This is a genomic window from Peptococcus niger, from assembly GCF_900101835.1.
Classification (GTDB): domain Bacteria; phylum Bacillota; class Peptococcia; order Peptococcales; family Peptococcaceae; genus Peptococcus; species Peptococcus niger.
Window position 1 is genome coordinate 200,528 of the sequence record NZ_FNAF01000003.1, and the last position, 17,932, is coordinate 218,459.

A 17,932-nucleotide genomic window follows, 5' to 3' on the forward strand; every position below is an offset into this window, starting at 1 on the left:
ATGCCAGATATAGTCATTATTGAAGACGATGCCGCCATTCGGAAGCTGGTTTGTTACGCCCTTGACAACGATGGCTACACCGCCCACGGATTTGATTCAGCAGAAGCCTTCCACGCCTCAGACGTTAAAGCGGACCTGCTCATTTTAGACATCATGCTGCCCGATGAAGACGGAATCAGCATCTTAAAGAAGATTCGTGCCCGTGGCGATGGAGCCAACCTGCCCGTTATGATGCTCACCGCCAAGGGCAATGAATACGATAAGGTCGAAGCCCTGGACCTGGGCGCCGATGACTACATGACCAAGCCCTTCGGCGTCATGGAGCTTTTGGCCCGGGTCAAGGCCCTCCTGCGGCGGGCCGGCCGCGGCCTGCAACCGGCCACGGAAGATGCCCCGATCGAGATTGACAAGGTCCGGCTGGATCCGGCACGGCGAACCGTAGAAGTGGACGGCAGGGAGGTCCACTTTACCTACAAGGAGTTTGAACTGCTGCACTATCTCATGCTGAACAAGGGCCTGGCCCTTTCACGGGACCAGCTTTTGGCAGCGGTTTGGGGCTTTGCCGCCGAAGGCGAGAGCCGGACAGTGGACATGCACATCCGCCTCTTGCGGCAAAAACTCGGCAGCCAAGACCACCTCATCCAGACCGTTCGCGGCGTGGGCTATAAATTGGAAGCTGGTGAGCAAAATTGAAAAAACGCCTGTTTAAGACCATCTGCCTTGTGATCCTCATCACCCTTATCGTGAACACGGGCATATCCCTCGTCGGGTATTATACTTTTTACGAGCGTCAGCACTCAGATGCCCTTATGAACGAAACCCTGGCCCTGGCACAAGGGGTCGCCGGCCGAGAAGATAAAATTTCCTACCTGGCCAGTTTTGAACCGGTGCGCCAGGAAGGCTTGCGCATCACCCTGGTGGACGGCGACGGCCGCGTCCTTTACGACAACCAAAGCGATGCCGCCAGCATGGCCAACCATAAAAACAGACCGGAAATTGCCGCCGCCCTAACCCTGGGCAAGGCTTCAGACCAACGGGTCAGCAAAACCATCGGCGTTTCCACCCACTACTTTGCTGCCCGTATACCCGGTACAGACCAGGTCCTGCGTTTGGCCCGGGATACCAGCACCATGTTCGGCATCTTTTTGCGCATGTTGCCCGGCGTCCTGGTCATCGTCCTCGGTCTTTTCCTCATCAGCCTTTTGGCCTCTAAGCGTCTGACCGCCTGGTTTTTAGCCCCTATAGAGGAAGCCGCGGATGACTTGACTGAGGGCCAATTGCCTGAAAGTTACGAAGAGCTGGAACCCTTCTTCAGAGAAATAATCAACCAACGGGAGACCATTGAAGACCACCTGCAAACCCTGCGCGATGAACGCCGCACCATCAACGACATCATTGAAAACATGGAAGAAGGCCTGGTGCTCTTGGACAAGGACCACCAAGTTCTTGCCGTCAACGGCAGCGCCATGAACTTCTTCACCCCCTATGTCATGCCGCGCGTAGGCGAGCACATGATTGCCCTGTCCCGCCAGCCGGAGCTTTTGGAAGCCGTTGAAATGGCAGAAACCGGCCATTCCAGCTCAAACCTCCTGCAGCACGGCCCATCCATTGGCCGCTTCTTCGTCAACCCCGTTTATCGCGACGAAGAAATCGTCGGCGCCATCATCCTGGTCTTGGACGTGACCGAGCAAGTATCGGCCCAGCGCGCCCGCGAAGAATTCTCCGCCAATGTCAGCCATGAACTGAAAACCCCCTTAACCTCCATCTCCGGTTTTGCTGAAATGCTGGCCAACGACATGGTGAAAAACGAGGAAGACCGCCGTCACTTTGCCCAGCACATTTACACCGAAGCCGGCAGGCTTTTAGAGCTCATCGATCACATCATGCGCCTGTCTGCCATTGAACAAGGCGAACTGGACGGCGATACCCGCGTTCCCCTGCAAGATGTTATCGACCAGGTCATGGACCGGTTCCAACCGGTCGCCGACAAAGCCGGCGTCCGCCTGTCCGCCATCGACACAGGGGCCGCCGTTTACGGCAACGCCGTCCTCTTAACGGACATGCTCGGCAACCTGGTGGACAACGCCATCAAGTACAACATCCCCGGCGGATACGTGCACATCTCCGTCATGGAAGAAGAGGAGGAAGTCCTCATTTCCGTCAGCGACAACGGCGCCGGCATCCCCAAAGACATGCAGTCCCGCCTTTTTGAACGCTTTTATCGCGTGGACACCAGCCACAGCAGCAAAACCGCCGCCGGCAGTGGCCTGGGCCTGTCCATTGTCAAGCACATCGTCCAGCGCCACCACGGCAGCATAGACGTCGACAGCGCCCCCGGCCGCGGCACCACCATCACCGTCCACTTTTTATCCGCAGACGCATTAGGCGTCCATGAAGACCGCTAAAGAGCAAACACAAGCACGCCTCAGCCCTAGGCCGAAGCGTGCTTTTTGTGTTGCCAGGAAGGGAAAGAGAGGGGCGCCTGGTCATCGGCTTGATTTTATTGTCGAAAAATCCGTTGCTTTGGGTGATCTGCATTTTATTAAGCCTTCCTCAACCAAACCGTCGGACCTGTCCGGCGGTTTATTTCGCGGACAAAATATTATGGGAAAACATAATATTCCCGAAAAATAACCCCTTCCGTAAAAAAACGACCACATATCCGCAAAAATCGACCATATAAAAATTTTCTGTGTCTTTCTGTGGTAAGCTAAGCATAGAGTTATTGCTGCTGGATGTTTTTATTGCTGTTGGATCTTGTTGGATCATTTTAGAAAGGTGGAAAACATGATGAAACTCAAAAAAATTTTAGCCGGTCTAACCTGCCTGGCCCTATTGGCCGCACCCGGCGCCGCTTTTGCAGACAGTAACAATGTCAGCCTTGTTGTCAACAAAAGTCTGGCTATTCCGATGAGCGCTTCTGATGCAAGAGAGAATGTTGATTCCCGTGAACTGGCAGAAGTAAGTCTTTTAGAAATGAAGGCAGAACTTAGAGACAATGGTTTTACTCAAAATGATCTCACTAAAATGTCTGGAGAAATCCCAGAATTGTATGAGATCATTACTAATAATGATTTAGACAAACAGCAACTGGAGAATTTGAAAGATACGTTTGCTAATATTCATAAAGTAGATGATGGTGAAGAGACACTTTATCCTGTAGATGAAAACGGTATTGTAGATATGGGCGATCACAAGACGATTGTGCCGCATCCAGAATATTATATAGGGAAAACATCACAAAATAATGTTTCTACACAGGCTGCGAGAGCAGCTTCCAGTGGAGTTCATATGATGACATATTCAGACCCCTCTTATAAATTTTTTAAGTCTACGGGTTACGTTGATTTACCATCGGTTCGAGTAAAATACAACCCAGGTGCGGCTAATGAATACAATTCGCGACCGTATATTATGTATGGTGCTTATGGCAATGGTGGTGGGTTTGATGCAGGATTAGTTTATTATGAAGAAACGCAAAGCTGGAGATTGTTCCGGAATGTCCTTGGTAATGGATGGGCGGAAAAAAATATTTCGCTCAGTGGTGATGAAGCATATTTGTGGATGGAATTAAATGGTGGTCAAAGTTTAATTAAAGTTATTGATCCAAATTCTTGGAAAGAAGTGGCTAGTCTGACGATTCCAGCGCCAAGTAGTTTTACGACAAGGCCTTCTAATGTGAATATTACACGAGAAGTTGCTTTGGCTCAATTCAATAGAGTGGATAACGGTGATTATCTAAAAAATGCACATTGGAATAATGTTTACTACTATAAAGCAGATGGGTTCAATACACCTGCAAAAGCACAGTATGTTGTTGGGAATATTTTTGGAAGATATCCCTACGATAGTTCGATGCCAAAATATCTAATTGGGGACACATTAGCAGATAAATCTAAAGTTACTATTCACCCGGATTCTAATTATTCCGCTGAATGGGTAAATATTGTGTTAAACTAAAAGTATCAATGAACCGAAAGGAGCAGAATATTTATGAAGAAAGGGGCAATAACGATTTCAGCAGTGCTGGCCATAGCTTGTCTTTTACCAGGAACGATCATGGCGGCGAGTGATCCTATTAATCTTTGGGTGAATAATGATGTTGCGGTTACAGATGAAAGCATGGGAGAAGCATATATTAATGATGCGGGGCGGACAATGGTGCCGTTGCGGTTGGTAAATGACTACTTAGGATATAATACCAAGTGGACAAGCGATGGACGTATTCATGTAACTGGTGATAATGGCGCACTGGATGTTACCTTGCAAGTTGGCAGTGTTGACTATGTTTCAAACGGAGTGCCTGGTAAATTTGGAACCCCACCTCTTGTTCAAAATGGACGCACCTATCTTCCTGCGAGAGATTTCAGTGAACTCCATGGTAGGATTTACTGGGATGGTGAAAGTCGCACGGTGTGGATGATAGATACGAATACCCCACTTTACCGTGTGATGGGAAGGAAAATTGTCCGTGCTGGTATTGACGGACAGCAGGTAATGGATCTTTCTGGTGAAAATGGGGTCTCTGCTCAACGTGGAGACTATGTAAACCGGGTCAAGGTTGAGAAAGATGGCACTGCGTATGTAGCTGTTAATTATGATAATGATGCATCTGGACGTGGACTTTTATTCCGTGATGATGGGGATAAGTTAACCTGTTTGGAAGTTAGGGTTAATGGCACATCGTCTTTTGCTGTTGATGGTGATGTTGTTTACCATACCATGGGTACCAAAGCTGGTCCATGGACAAATGCTATTGATCCTCATCGATTGTTGGTTTCAACAGCTGATACAGAGAAGACCTATACGCTCGACTTTGCTGTCAACGAATGTGACCTCACTATGGAGAAGGGTAAGCTTATTGCTATTGCCCCAGACGGAGCGCGGCATGTCATTGACTTCAATATGTTGTCACCGAATGTAAAATAATGCCTAGAGAAGATCTTTGGGGGATGTAAGGACTAGTCTGCCTAGGTAGAAATAATATTAAAAACGATAAGGATCAAGGTAACCTATATATAGATTATCTTGATCCTTTATTGACCATATATCGTAAAAAATCAGCACATAAAATCTAACGTAGATGCAACTTTAGTTAATACAGGAACAGGGTTAGCTATACAAGTACCTGTTGTTATGAGTGAAGAAGAAATGGTAGCTAATCTACAAGCGCTATCATCAAATTTAGCTGAGGCCAGATATGCTAGAAATGCAGAAGTGACAATAACTCCGGAAATGCTTCGTGCTGCAGGTATGGAATATAGTGATACCATTTGGGATTCAACAGGAACAGTTAACGCTTGCACCTTTAGTATGAAAGACGGTGCGCTTATTGCCAAAGAGGAAAATGGCACACAACACACCATCGATGTTAAAAGCTTGACAAGCCAAAAAGCTTAACACAATCGTTCATTAAATTCTAAATGGACAAAGAAAAATTTACTCATTTAAATAACCCGTCGGACCTGTCCGGCGGGTTATTTTGTGAATAGAATATTATATAAAAATATAAATCCGTTGTAAAAGAACCCCTTTCGTAAAAAAACGACCACATATCCGCAAAAATCGACCATATAAGAATTTTCCGTATTTTTCTATGGTATACTTTGACTTGATAGGAAGCCTTATTGATATCGATAAAAAGGAGGATATATGGAAAATATTAAAACAGTATTCGGAAAGTTGTTATTTTGATCCTCGAATAGTAGGTTGTGGCAAGAGAATGATTAGTTTTTTAGAAAGGAGAAGTTGGCATGAAAAATATTTTGAAAAAGTTATTTGCTTTACTTTTGTGTGGAGCACTTTTACTGCCGACATGTGCTAGTGCAGAGGAAATAACTGCTGACCGAGCAGAAGTAAATATTCCGGATAATGCTTTTCAAGTACTTGATGAATTTAATAATTCTGTTGTCGCCGCATATGAAAACAAAAATATTTCTTTGGACTCAGATGCTTTTGTGAATACAAAGCTTTTTTCTCAACTAAAAGCACGCAATGATTATATTCAAAAGACTCAATCCAGCTATGATATTGTTGACAATGATACTGATTTTAGAATTGACAAAGTCATTAAAATCAATAACGATACTTTAAAAGTTTTAGCAACAAGAACTGTTGAACAGACATTATCGTATAATGGTTCGGAAAGATTTCCTTTTTATTCTTCGACTCGAGAAGGATTTATTCTTCAAAAAGTTGATAATATGTGGAAAATTGCACGTGTTGTTGATGAAGTCTATGGTATAAATTTGACAATGGATGCCTTTGTACAAGATTTTGATAACAGAAGTGTGCTTGCTAAATGTAACTCTGAGGTATCAAACATGTATGATGTCGTTCAAGATTTAGGTGGCATTGATTATTTGAACCTGCCTGATACGATGACTGAAAGTACAAAGGAAGCAAAATCCCTGCATAATACGCAACAGCTCATGGGGTATATGTATTCAAAAGCAAAAGCTTGCACCTATGCGTTAAGATGGGGAGGTAGCAATAGAAATCCTCTATTTAGCGATTATAGTTACTCTGGTGGGGACTGTGCAAATTTTACATCTCAATGCCTCAATGCTGGTGGAATGACCTATACTTCTTCTTGGTCTCCGGACTCCTATCAGTTTATTAACGTTGAGGGACAACGTGATATGTTGGTTAATACTGGTCGCGCAAAAGGATGTTATCAGTATTTGCCTACTTATCCCAATAATATGGATAGAACAGGAACTGTCGTTCATTATACAAATGGGTCTGCGTGGTACCATGCGGTTATTATTACACAAGATCCCATGACTTCTTACAGCGCGGTTAGAGTCAGCGGTCATACAGCTAATGTTATCAATGGTCCTATTTGGCCGGACAGTAACCAAATTCGTTCTTTCCGCGTTTATTAGGGGAAAGGTGAAAAAACATTATGAAACTCAAAAAAATTTTAGCCGGTCTAACCTGCCTGGCCCTATTGGCCGCACCCGGCGCCGCTTTTGCAGACAGTTACAATGTCAGCCTTGTTGTCAACAAAAGTCTGGTCAATTCTGATGAAGCTGCCGGACAAGTTTACATCAATGACGCCGGCTGCACCATGATTCCTCTCCGCGTCGTCAACGATGCCTTCGGCTATAAAACCGATTGGCAAAAAGACGGCTCTATTCATATCACCAGCGAAGACGGCACCGTTGACGTCAGCATGAGCATTGGCAAAAAGGAATTTATCGCCAACGGCACTGCCCGCACCTTTAAAAATCTGCCAACCTTGAAAAAAGACCGCACCTACATCCCGGCCAGAGAATTTTCTGAGCTGTACGGCCATGTCTATTGGGAAAAAGACTCCCGTACCGTATGGATTCACCAAGGGAAGAACACAGACTACCAAGTCATCGGCACAAAGCTGCTCCGCGGCACTGAGGCAGGCCTCCAAGAACTAAGCCTGCCGGAAGGCTATACCCTCTTAACCAAGACAGCTACAGACCCCATTGTTTTACAGCAAACCATAGGGGACACCACCTATCTGGGGCTTCTCGTTGATAGCTCCGACTTTATGAAACCTGTTCCCCTCTTCCGAGTCAACGGAACCGGCTTAGAGTATGTGACAGATGTGTACGGGTCCAGCACCTTCTACGTAGACGGCGATACCGTTTATTACACAGACGGGACAGGCGCCGCTGGCTGGAGTAACCCCATCAACCCCAAGAACCTGTATGTTGCAGATAGCAAAAGCGGACAAGTGAAGACCCATGTCTTGGACTTTGCCGTTAACGCCTGCACCTTTAGCATGAAAGACGGTGCGCTTATTGCCACAGAGAAAAATGGCACACAACACACCATTGATGTTAAAAGCTTGGGCAACTAAATCCTAGTCCTCATTTTATGATATGAAGGCAACCTATCAATTGGCTAATGGTGTTTTGAAAGGGCCCCATTGGCTGACCATGCAATGATGCTCAATATGCTTTTATCATGGCGAGACCGCCATGCCCAGAGAGGCGATTGCCTCTCTGGGCTATTTGCGTTTACAATGGGCCTAGAAAAAGGAGGAATTTTCAATGAAAAAAAGATGGATGCCTTGTATCGTGATGTTATGTTTACTGGTCTTATGGCCGGGACTGGGGTCTGCGGCGCCGGTTGCAGACAAGGCAGGAGACATGCTTAGTCAAATGAATCAGGAGGAGATGATACTAAGATATAATAGCCTTTTTGATGGAACCGTCACCAACCAAAGTTATTTTTTAAAACAGTTTTGGTTGTCCCCTCAAAACGGCGCGTATGTGAATTTCTGGATTAAAAATACCGGGAGGTCAGCCATTACCATTAACATTGATAATCAAGTTTACCGGACCTTAGCCCCCGGAGCGCAAGGGCACATCAGCAAGTCTGTCTTAGTGGATAAATATTATGATTTTAACGCTTACCCGGCACATGGTGGCGTCATTAACATGCAGTGTATCATCAAACAAAAAAGTTAGGTTTCATATGAAGAATAGATGGGCTTGTTTTATTATTGCAGGGTGCCTCTTGCTTTCCTGTACAAGTTGTTCCTATGACCATTTGCTTATGAGTACCCAGCCGACCATGCTTGCTTTAAGTCGGGAAACCGCGCTCCAGGTAAATCCAAAAATTGGCTACTTGGCAGATGCGAAAGTGCCGGCGGATGCGCATTGTTGTTTTAGCGGACATTTATCAGAAGCGCCTGCCCTTGATAGAACTGAATTGATTGAGCCGCAGTACGGGCGGCATTGTGCTGCTCTTTCTGTCCGGAATAATATGGCTCGTGAAGTTTACCTGTATATTGACCATAGGCGGGGGCCTACGGTACAGCCGGGTGAGTGGGGGCAGATGACGGTGCCCATTGGGGCGGTGCCGTCTTACTATAGATTTTGCGTTGAGGCCAAAGACGGTGGCGAGGACTTGGACATTGATTTTAAGATTGAGCAATGGTAAGGGGGTGGGCCGGTGCGGATTGTTGTTATTGATGATGAAAGGCTTACATGTGAAGCCATTTATCAGACGGTAGACAGGTGGGTCTTGTGGCATAAGTTACCGTTTGAGGTGTATACCGGCCATTCTTTATCTGACTTGAGGGCGCTTTTGACCTCGGATACGGTCCTGGCCATATTGGATATTCGGCTTCCGGAGGGGAGTACGGTGGATCGGCTGGATGAGCTGCGGGCGGCAGGCTTTTGGGGGGACGTTATTTTTATAACGGCTTATCCGGTGAGCACGGCTGCTGTGGCCAATGTGCAGCCCTTTGGCTTTGTGGACAAGCGGCAAGCGGCAGAAAATTTTTCTGCCGGGCTTATCGATTTGTTGGAAAAATGGCTGGACCGGCATCAACCGCGTTTTTTCCGCTATACCTTTAATAAAACTTCACATGTGGTTGCGCTTAACAATATTCTCTACTTTAAAAAGGAAATGCGGCGGATTGTCCCTGTGCTGACAGACGGTGAGGGACAGGGCTTTCGCGGGTCCTTAGAGGACATTCTTGACGGGTTGGACGATGGTGTTTTTGTCTTGGTGGGCAACAGTTATTTGATCAATACCCGGCATATTAAGCACATTCATGCGGGCGAGATAAGGTTTAGCACCGGGAGTCGGCTGCAAATCAGCAAGTATTTGCAAAAAGAGTTGGAAAGGGCGCTTTTTTCCGTGACAGGGGAGGCCGAAGAATGATGGAAGGGCTATTACGCTTGGCACCGGGGCCTTGGATTTTAGCGGTTTATGTGATTAAGCTGCTGGTCATTGCCGGGGGACTGGCGGGCTTTATTTATCCCCTCTTGTTTCAAGAACGGCGGTGGCTTCTGGCTGGGGCGGTTTTGCTTGGCAGCAGCCTGCTGCTGGGCTGTGCCTATGAGCCGGCTTTTCCCTATGTGGGGCGGAACGGCGCGCTTTTTTTGGGCATTTTGCTATGGGGGCTGTTCAGTGCTGATGATGGGCGGATGCGGCTTTTAAAGGCCTTGCTCTTGACGGCCCTCTTGATGCCGGCCCAGGTGCTGGCCTTTGAAAGCTATGCCCAGTTTATCATGCGACCGCGTTACCTGGGCTACAGCCCGGTGCAATATCTGGCTTTTCATGTGTTTGACACGGTGTTGGCGCTGGGGATGATGGCTGTTTTTTGCTATTTTATGCGCAAGGGGCTCTTCCGGGCCATGACCCGGCGAACGCTGGCGGCCTTTGCCGGCGGCGCCGTTGGCGTCTTGCTGCTGTTTGATTATTTTATCCGGCAATACGGCGTTATCGCCCTGCCTTTGAATAACATCGGTGTCTTAATTATGGTGTCCACCGTTGTGATTTTTTTGCTCTTTTTGGTCAGCGGCCTGTTTTTTCAAAACCGGCGTCTGGCGCAGATGCTGGCGACAACGGAGCAGGATTACAGCAGCATTTTGAAAAGAGATTTACAAGCACAGCAGAAGCAGCTGGAAAACTTTTATAATGAAGCGCATGACCGCTACAATCGCATGAAGACGCTGCACCATTTGATCCTGCATGATGACAGCCGCCTGGCGGCGGAGAAGCTGGAGCAATGGATGTGGCACAAGCCTGATCTGACAGACCAGGTGCTGGCGTCCTCAGGTGATAAAATGGTGGATGCCGTTTTGCATGTGAAATCTGCAGACGCAGGAGACATTCCCCTGCACATCCAGATCAACGGCCATTTTCCGCCGGGGGACCATGAAGAAATCGCCATGGTGATTGCCAATCTAATGGACAACGCCATTGCCGCCGCCGGTACTGCGGAAAATCCGGACATCTCCCTGCTCTTGACCATCAAGTATGGGATGCTGAAAGGGGTCCTGGTCAATACCTGCGCAGACAGTGAGGCCGCCTCACCGGCGCCGCCCGGTCGCGGGCTGGGCATTGTCCGTGAGATTCTCCGCCGGCACGATGGCCGCATGGGCATAGAAAGAAGCCCGGGACGCTACCGGGTGGAGTGGCTGGCCTATTTAAATATAGAAGATGACTGATAGATGCCCTGACGGTGTCCGGCTGCCCGGAGACCGTCAGGGCATTTTTGCAGCGTTTGACTAAGGGAAAGGGGTGCTTACCGGGGCAAAAGTAAAAAAATGACCATATATCGTTAAAAATCGACCATATAAAATCTGGAATGAAATTATTTTGTTATAATTAGAGTAAGTAGAGTGGTAAAGAAAGGAAGGTGAGTCCCATGGTTCATTTGGTTTGATTGATAAGGGAAACGTTTATTTTTAGAAAGGTAGATAAATTATGAAAAAGATAATTGGTTTATTAGTGAGTTTTTCTTTAGTATTATGTCCAATGGTAGCTTTTGCGCAAGATACTTCGGCTGAGGATAACTGCTTATCTTTGCTTGAAGAAAGAAATGAAGCGCTTGTAGACTATCTAAGAGTCGCTGATATGGAACAAGAGGGTGTAGTGGATTACGCTCATTTTTTTGAAATGCATCCAGAATATGAACAAGCGGTGAGAAATGATGTGCATATGGACAAAACAATTTTGAGAACTGAGCAAATTTCGACAAAAAACTATACCAATGAACAAGGTGAGTCCATTAACGAAGAAAAAGATATTGTTTTCTATAAAGATGGTTCTTTTCGTATAGATACCTTTACCATTTCTCGGGATGGTGTTCAGATGAGAGATGCTTGGTCTTCTGTATGTGGTCAAAATCAGCATGAGGGTTATAATAGATTTGGCGCCTTTATGTGGCGGACCTATATGAAATCGTGCTTCAGATATAATGGCAGCAAAGTTATTAATACTTCATCAAAGACTAATGTAAGAACGAATGATATCTTATATGCAGAAAAAATTGGCCCGACGTCAAGCTATCCTTATGGAAAGCAGAATTTATGTCGAACCCTTGTCATTCACCACATGCTCCAACGATCTAATTCACTTTTATACGACATGGATGATCTAAGAGTTTCCTGCAATATGCAAGGTGAAATTTTCAAAAACTAGAAATAAAGTTTAGGAGAATGTATTATGCTAAAAAAAATTTTTTTGCTGGCTTGTTGCTTTTTCTTGGTTGTAGCAGTATTAAGTGGTTGTGGGGGGGCATCAAATAGCAGTACTAACAGTAGCGCTGATAACGAGTCCCTATCTTCTAGAGGATTTTCATATGCTATGGAAAGATATGCCAAGGAAGATATAAAAGATCTTTCGGAAAAAGAGTATCTGGATAATGCCCAGTATAATTACGAACTCATTAAGGCTGACATTGACAAGGCTTCTCCCAGTGAGCCTTTATCAGACTTGCTTCGTGATACCTTAAAAAAGCTACAGCCGGAATTAAAACCAACAGCTTGGGATGTATACGAAAGTTGTTATTACTATGCAGTGGATGAGGTAGTCGGAAAAAACGCAGATTTGAAAAATATCTCTAAAGAAGATAGCAAAAAAATTGATCAATTGGTGACCAAACAAGTGCCAAATGCGAAAAAAATAGCCTTTAACCAGAAAGAATTAAATAAAATAGAGCGCCCAGATGGTGGTGTTATTGTCATTCACGAAAATGGTAATATTGATGTTCGCCCTCACTAGATAAAAAGTCATAGAGAGCAGTCCCTGTTGAATCTGTTGCTAATTTTATTGTTTGTTGACGGCAAATTGCAATAACAAGTTGAACATTGACAGTCGAATAGTCTATCAGGCGACACAGGCATAAAATTGGTCCAGCTCATCCGGAGTGCCATAGCCAAGGAGTTTCCTCGAAAGGCTATTAAACTAGGCTTCGATTTGAGCGATCTGCTTATCCGGCATTACGCACAAAATATTTAATTCACTTTAAGATAAAAGAAGGTATGGGGCGATTTCCCGTTCCTGGTGGAAATGATGACCTCCGGGTATCTTGTAATATGCAGGTACGCATTTTCACCAAATAGTGCTGGGATGTAGAGACCAAAGGAGTTGATTTTATGAAGAAGCAGGGCTTTATTTTACTGGCGCTGGTAGTCATGGTGACTTTGACGGCTTGTGGCGGGCCGGGGGCAGAATCGTCTTCGGCAGAAGGGTCTGCCGGTGCAGGGGCGGGCAGTGTTGTTGCGGCGCCTTTTGCGGAGGTCATCGGCGGGACGGATGACCAAGGGCGGACGGTGGTCTATACGAATGTGGATAAGACCGGGGTCTTAACGGTGGACAGCAAGGCGAATTTGGTGGATGATAAGGGCAAGACGGTCTTAAGCACGGATTTTCGTGACTTGCGGCCTATTTTCGGCAGCGATTATTACGCTTTTCAAGAAGTCACAGATGGCCCCTGGGGGCTGATGACCGCAGAAGGCAAGCAATTGAAGGCGCCTTTTGCAGAAGATATTGCCCTTTTGTCGGAAAAAGACGGCAAGGCGGTTTTCAGTTACAAGAAAGACGAGCACTGGGGTGTGTACGATCTTCAAACCGATAGCCTGACAGATGCCATGAGCGAGGGAATGCCACTGGCGGCAGGTGCCGGCTTTGTCTATAGCAAAAATGGCCACATGGGCTTGGCCGCCAATGACGGCAGCTTGCTGACCGAAGCGGACTTTGATTGGATCGGCCTTTTTGGCGACAGCGATGAGGCGCTTTATAAACGGGGCAGTGAGCAGGGCATTTTAAATACCAGCGGTCAGGTGGTGCGGACCCTTGAGATAGACGGGGCCCTGCAACCGGCCAGCCTTTTAAACGGGCTGCCTGTTTCCTATAAAAAAGACGGCCGCTGGGGGCTTTTGGACAAGGACTTCAAGGTCTTGAGGCAGCCGTTTTCAGACCAGGCGGTTGTCATGGTGGCATCAGAGCAAAAAGGCCAGTCTTATGGCCTGTATGATGAAAAAGGGCGGATTGGCCTGTTGAACGCCAAGGGTGACCTGGTGCGGAAGCCTTTTGCCGATGAGATTGGCGCATTTACCCGGGATGGTTATGCTGTTTATAAGGATGGCGGCCACGGCGGGATTGTTGATGTGAACGGTAAAGACATCAAGGTGCCAAAAAACCAGGGCATTGAAAACTTTAATGAGCTGGGCTATGCGGCTTTTCAGCAGGACGGCGCTTGGGGCCTTCTGGATGAAAAGGGCAAGGTGGTCTTAAAGCCGACCTATGCAGAATTGCGCCTCTTTAACAAGGCCCCCTTGGCCTGGTTTAAGGAAAAACCGAAGGACAAATGGGGGATTGTGGCCCTCAAATAGATTTTGCCAGGGATAGGCGTCAAAAAGCCAGCCTCCATTGACGGGTGTCAATGGGGGCTGGCTTTTTGTGGAGGGTTATAGGTCCTGGAGGGCTTGGGCGAGAAAGGGCCGGCAGGTGCGGTACTGGATGATTTCCGGTTCGGCGAAGTGACCGGCGGCGATGATGGCGTCAATTTCGGCCAAGGAGACCCAGCGGTAATCCACCGTTTCCTCCGCTTGCAGGACGATGCTGTCCGGGGGCTGGGCGGTGTAGTTGATAAAGCAATTGGCAAAGACTTGGCCGTTTTGAATGGTGGCGACCTGGATTAAGTCGCCGGGAGTGGAGTGGAGACCGGTTTCTTCACGCAGCTCCCGGGCGGCGGCTTGAGGGGCTGTTTCGCCGGCGATAACAGACCCGCCTGTGTTTTCCCAGCGGTTGGGGCAGATGATTTTTTCCGGCGCCCGGCGGGTGATGAGGACGCGTTTCAGCTGGCGGTGGAGGGTCCAGACGCCGATGATGGCGTGGTAGCGCCCTTGGGGAAGGGCATCGCCGCGGCGGTGGAGTTCACCGGTGGGGCTGCCGGCGGCGTCGAGTAATTCCCAGAGTTCCATGGTTTACCTCTTTTTTTTCTGCTGCGCTTTTTTGCGCGCGGCGTGTTTCGGTGCTTTTTTGCTTTTCTTTTTAGGCGGGGGCTTGGGGGCGGTTTTTTTCTTTTTCGCCTTGAATGATTTGGATGAGGGGGTTGGCTTTTCCGCTTTCTCAGGGGCTTCGCCAAGGTAGCAGAGCCCGTCCCGGACGAACATCTTGTCAAAGTGAATGCCCAACTCCCGTTCGTAAATGCGCAAGGCGGCTTCATCCCGCCCGGCAACGAGGACGACGGAGGCCCCTTCCGCTTCCGGACCGCGGGCGGTCCGGCCGGCGCGGTGGACGTAGGTGGTTGGGTCATTGGGGAAGTCCAGGTGGATGACCTGGTCAATGATGGGCAGGTCCAAGCCGCGGGCGGCCAAGTCGCTGGAGACCAGGATGGTGATGTCGCCCTTGCGGACGCCTTGCATGACCGCTTGGCGGTCGTTTTTGTGCATGGCGCTGTACAAGCCGGCGGCAGGCAGGCCCAGATGCCTTAGCCGGGCGACGATGCGGTCAATTTGGTCCAGGGCGTTGAGAAAAACCAGGCTGGTGCCACTGCCCTGGAGGGCAAACAAGAGGGGGCGGAGCTGGTCAAACTTGCGGCTGGATTGGCAGGGCAGGATGAGGTGGTGGATGCGGGTGTTTAAGGCGCCGTCACCGGCCAGGCGCAGGAGGTCTCGGTTGAAAAAAGCCAGCTGGTCATCCTGCAAGGAGGCGGAAACAAGGACGAGTTGGACGTCACGTAAGAGGCGCTTTTGTAAATCGGCAATGTCTGCCGGCTTGCCCAAGAGGGCGTCCACCTCGTCCAGGATCAGGGTGCGAATGGTTTGGCCGTTGAGTTTGCGGCGGTTGAACAATTCTAAAATGCGGCCGGGTGTGCCGATGACGACCGGCGGTCGCTTGCCCAGCTGCTCAAGCTGGTAGCGGATATTGGCGCCGCCAAAGGCTGCGGTGACCGCCTGGGGATGGCCCAAGGCGGTGCAGTAGGCATCGGCCACATCGGCAATCTGCTTGCAGAGTTCGGCGGTGGGGGCGATGATGAGCAGGCGGTTTTCTGATGCGGCCAGGAGGTCATCGGTTAAAAGGGGGAGGAGGTAGGCCAGGGTTTTGCCGCTGCCGGTAATGTCCGCCAGGGCGACAGACCGGCCTTGGGCAAGGGGGGGATAGGCCTTGGCCTGGATGCTGGTGGGGTCGGTAACCCCGAATAGGTCCTTTAGGGCCTGTCTGCTCGTATCGGTCAAGCCCAAGTCTGCAAATGTCATTGATGGTTCTCCTTTGGCCGGTGTTCGAAAAATAGGCTGTCAAGGTCGTTCGGTGCGGATATTTCTCCCGTGAAGGTTTCCCGGGCCAGGCTGATGTAGTCTTGCCGGCGGGTCGGCGTGGCGTCCAAGCCGGAATGGAAGAGGATTAGGTGGCGGGCGCCGGCGTCACGGGCGTTGGCGGCGGCTTCGGCAACGGTGGAATGGCCGATGGATTTCGGGGAAAACCGGCCTTCGCCGGGATGGGCAATGTAGGCTTCATGGATGAGGTAGTCGGCCTCCCGGGCATAGGGCATGCCCGGCGCCCGCAAGGGTTCATCGCCCAGGTAGACCAGGCGTTCACCGGTTTGCAGGCGGATTTGACAGCCGTATTGCTCCACTTTGGCGGCGCCGATGTCAAAGAAGGTGACCTGCCAGGGACCAATGGGGCAGGTGGTGCCGCTTTCCACAGGCACCAGCCGGATATGGCTGCCAATCATGTCCAGGACTGAGCTGGGCAAGATCGGTCGGCAGACGGCCATCAAGGTGTCCAAAAGGGCCGGGCTGCCGTAAATATGTAGGGGGGGCCAGTCGGGATGGCGCTGCTTGCCGTGGCCGGACAAGCGCATAAGCCAGGGCGCCCCCAGGATATGGTCGGTATGGTGGTGGGAGATAAAAACGTCGGTAATGGCCTCCGGGGGGATGTCGGCTTGGCGCAGCCGGTGTAAAATGCCGTTGCCGCCGCCGGTGTCCATCAGAAAATGCCGGCCCTTGAGGCCATCCCGCAAAAGCAGGGCGGTGGTGAAGCAATCGGTGTTCATGGCGGCACCGGTGCCTAAGTAGATCAGTTCTTCCAAGGTGTCAGCTCCTTTTTGCAGTTAGGGAAAAGCGCAGCTTGTGACTGCGCGGAAATTCGCGTTTGGCGATGCGCCGCACGGCCTTGCGCAGCGCTGTATCTGTCCTGAAGGTGTAGCGTTCATTTTGAAAGCCGTCCTCAATAAGCTCATAGCCGTCGTCGGACAGGCTGATGCTGAAGCCGCGGTCCCCCTTCCAGGTACGGACCCGGAGGATGTCATCAGGGGTTAATTTTTTAATGGCGCGGCTGCATTCGGCTTCCAGTCGATTGATTGTAATCATAGCATCACCCTGTTTATTGTAGCACATTCATTGGCAATTGACAGGGGTCGGTGCAACCGTTAAAGTGGTGGTTGCAGGAGGTGCTTCATGAAAAAAATACGTGTGGTCATCGGGGTCATCTGCCTGGTTGTGGGGCTGGCCCTGATCATCAATCATCAGGTGGATTGGCGCGGGCACCTGCACACCTGGCAGCACGTGCCCCCGGCAGAGGAGCTGGCAACGTCGTCCTTGCCGGCGCCGGAAAATCCCTATGCGGCAGATATAGCCCGCTACCAGTCGGCCAATGGGGATGTCTGCGGCTGGCTGGATTTTCCTGACTTTGTCAATGCCCCGGTGGTTAAGGGGGGAGATAACGAATTCTACTTGACCCATGATGCCACCGGCAATGCCAATCCAAACGGGACGGCTTTTTTAGACTATGAAGTGGCGCCGGAGACGGCGGACCATTGGGTGATTTACGGGCATAATATGGCCAATGGGCAGGTCTTTTCCAATTTAGACCGCCTGCTGGGCCAGGCCACGGCAGAGAGCCATCGCCGGTTCCGCTTGGCTACCCCGACCAGGGTCTGGGATTGTGAGATCATCGGCGTGTATGATATGAATTTGGAAGATCCGGCGCAGTTTTTCAGCTACAACAGTTGGCTGAACTGGGATGATGAGAAGAACGCCCGGGCTTATCTGGACAACTTGTCTGCCAGTGAGCGGGTACGCCTGTCCACGCCTGTTGACAAAAGAGACCAGCTGGTGACCCTGTCCACCTGTGACAATGCGCAAAAGGATGCCCGTATTTTGATTGTTGCCAAACGGACCGTCAGTGCCTAGCCGCCGCA

General features: G+C 49.3%; 20 protein-coding genes. 16 read left to right on the top strand and 4 right to left on the bottom strand.

The window, feature by feature from the left end; genetic code table 11:
* The 15 genes from BLQ16_RS03820 to BLQ16_RS03890 all read left to right on the top strand — a co-directional run bounded on the left by BLQ16_RS03820 (position 1) and on the right by BLQ16_RS03890 (position 14,120).
* On the top strand, positions 1–693 hold the full coding sequence (locus BLQ16_RS03820; RefSeq protein ID WP_091791417.1) for a winged helix-turn-helix domain-containing protein: 693 nt from the start codon (positions 1–3) through the stop codon (positions 691–693).
* Entirely contained in the window at positions 690–2,405 is a 1,716-nt protein-coding gene (locus BLQ16_RS03825; RefSeq protein ID WP_091791418.1) for a sensor histidine kinase, read from the top strand. Before BLQ16_RS03820 ends, BLQ16_RS03825 begins: the two co-directional genes overlap by 4 nt.
* Entirely contained in the window at positions 2,392–2,634 is a 243-nt protein-coding gene (locus BLQ16_RS03830) for a hypothetical protein (RefSeq protein WP_091791419.1), read from the top strand. The genes BLQ16_RS03825 and BLQ16_RS03830 overlap by 14 nt, the downstream gene beginning before the upstream one ends.
* Before the next feature lie 153 nt (positions 2,635–2,787).
* Entirely contained in the window at positions 2,788–3,960 is a 1,173-nt protein-coding gene (locus BLQ16_RS03835; RefSeq protein ID WP_091791420.1) for a hypothetical protein, read from the top strand.
* A 33-nt stretch (positions 3,961–3,993) separates the two neighbouring features.
* Positions 3,994–4,929: a copper amine oxidase N-terminal domain-containing protein gene (locus tag BLQ16_RS03840; RefSeq protein ID WP_091791421.1), complete on the top strand. Its 936-nt coding sequence runs from the start codon at positions 3,994–3,996 to the stop codon at positions 4,927–4,929.
* A 207-nt stretch (positions 4,930–5,136) separates the two neighbouring features.
* Entirely contained in the window at positions 5,137–5,400 is a 264-nt protein-coding gene (locus BLQ16_RS03845) for a hypothetical protein (protein ID WP_091791422.1), read from the top strand.
* A gap of 353 nt (positions 5,401–5,753) precedes the next feature.
* Positions 5,754–6,887, top strand: coding sequence for an amidase domain-containing protein (locus BLQ16_RS03850; RefSeq protein WP_091791423.1), 1,134 nt, complete (start codon positions 5,754–5,756; stop codon positions 6,885–6,887).
* A gap of 20 nt (positions 6,888–6,907) precedes the next feature.
* Complete coding sequence (locus BLQ16_RS03855; RefSeq protein ID WP_091791424.1) at positions 6,908–7,840, top strand: copper amine oxidase N-terminal domain-containing protein; 933 nt, start codon at positions 6,908–6,910, stop codon at positions 7,838–7,840.
* A 193-nt stretch (positions 7,841–8,033) separates the two neighbouring features.
* Positions 8,034–8,453: a hypothetical protein gene (locus BLQ16_RS03860; RefSeq protein ID WP_091791425.1), complete on the top strand. Its 420-nt coding sequence runs from the start codon at positions 8,034–8,036 to the stop codon at positions 8,451–8,453.
* Between the two features lie 88 nt (positions 8,454–8,541).
* Positions 8,542–8,928, top strand: coding sequence for a hypothetical protein (locus tag BLQ16_RS03865; RefSeq protein ID WP_144019653.1), 387 nt, complete (start codon positions 8,542–8,544; stop codon positions 8,926–8,928).
* 12 nt (positions 8,929–8,940) lie between these two features.
* Positions 8,941–9,657, top strand: a complete 717-nt coding sequence (locus BLQ16_RS03870) for a LytR/AlgR family response regulator transcription factor (RefSeq protein WP_091791427.1) — start codon at positions 8,941–8,943, stop codon at positions 9,655–9,657.
* Entirely contained in the window at positions 9,654–10,949 is a 1,296-nt protein-coding gene (locus tag BLQ16_RS03875) for an ATP-binding protein (protein WP_091791428.1), read from the top strand. The genes BLQ16_RS03870 and BLQ16_RS03875 overlap by 4 nt, the downstream gene beginning before the upstream one ends.
* A gap of 259 nt (positions 10,950–11,208) precedes the next feature.
* Positions 11,209–11,925 carry a DUF2059 domain-containing protein gene (locus BLQ16_RS03880; protein WP_091791429.1) on the top strand — a complete coding sequence of 239 codons (717 nt, stop codon included), beginning with the start codon at positions 11,209–11,211 and terminating at the stop codon, positions 11,923–11,925.
* A 24-nt stretch (positions 11,926–11,949) separates the two neighbouring features.
* On the top strand, positions 11,950–12,507 hold the full coding sequence (locus BLQ16_RS03885) for a hypothetical protein (protein ID WP_144019654.1): 558 nt from the start codon (positions 11,950–11,952) through the stop codon (positions 12,505–12,507).
* A 374-nt stretch (positions 12,508–12,881) separates the two neighbouring features.
* Positions 12,882–14,120 (top strand): WG repeat-containing protein, encoded by a 1,239-nt coding sequence (locus BLQ16_RS03890; protein ID WP_091791431.1) that lies wholly within the window; start codon positions 12,882–12,884, stop codon positions 14,118–14,120.
* Positions 14,121–14,195: 75 nt separating this feature from the next.
* On the opposite strand, the gene BLQ16_RS03895 is transcribed toward BLQ16_RS03890, so the two are convergent.
* Genes BLQ16_RS03895 through BLQ16_RS03910 form a run of 4 tightly spaced genes read right to left on the bottom strand, consistent with a single transcriptional unit; the run spans position 14,196 to position 17,102 of the window.
* Positions 14,196–14,711 carry an NUDIX hydrolase gene (locus tag BLQ16_RS03895; protein ID WP_091791432.1) on the bottom strand — a complete coding sequence of 172 codons (516 nt, stop codon included), beginning with the start codon at positions 14,709–14,711 and terminating at the stop codon, positions 14,196–14,198.
* A gap of 3 nt (positions 14,712–14,714) precedes the next feature.
* Positions 14,715–15,989, bottom strand: a complete 1,275-nt coding sequence (locus tag BLQ16_RS03900; RefSeq protein WP_091791433.1) for a DEAD/DEAH box helicase — start codon at positions 15,987–15,989, stop codon at positions 14,715–14,717.
* Positions 15,986–16,822, bottom strand: coding sequence for an MBL fold metallo-hydrolase (locus tag BLQ16_RS03905; protein WP_091791434.1), 837 nt, complete (start codon positions 16,820–16,822; stop codon positions 15,986–15,988). The genes BLQ16_RS03900 and BLQ16_RS03905 overlap by 4 nt, the downstream gene beginning before the upstream one ends.
* 4 nt (positions 16,823–16,826) lie before the next feature.
* Positions 16,827–17,102, bottom strand: coding sequence for a hypothetical protein (locus tag BLQ16_RS03910; protein WP_091791435.1), 276 nt, complete (start codon positions 17,100–17,102; stop codon positions 16,827–16,829).
* 87 nt (positions 17,103–17,189) lie between these two features.
* Between BLQ16_RS03910 and BLQ16_RS03915 the strand changes: the two genes are divergently transcribed.
* A complete protein-coding gene (locus BLQ16_RS03915; protein WP_091791436.1) occupies positions 17,190–17,924 on the top strand; it encodes a class B sortase in 735 nt (244 codons plus the stop codon).
* The last annotated feature ends 8 nt before the right edge of the window (positions 17,925–17,932 follow it).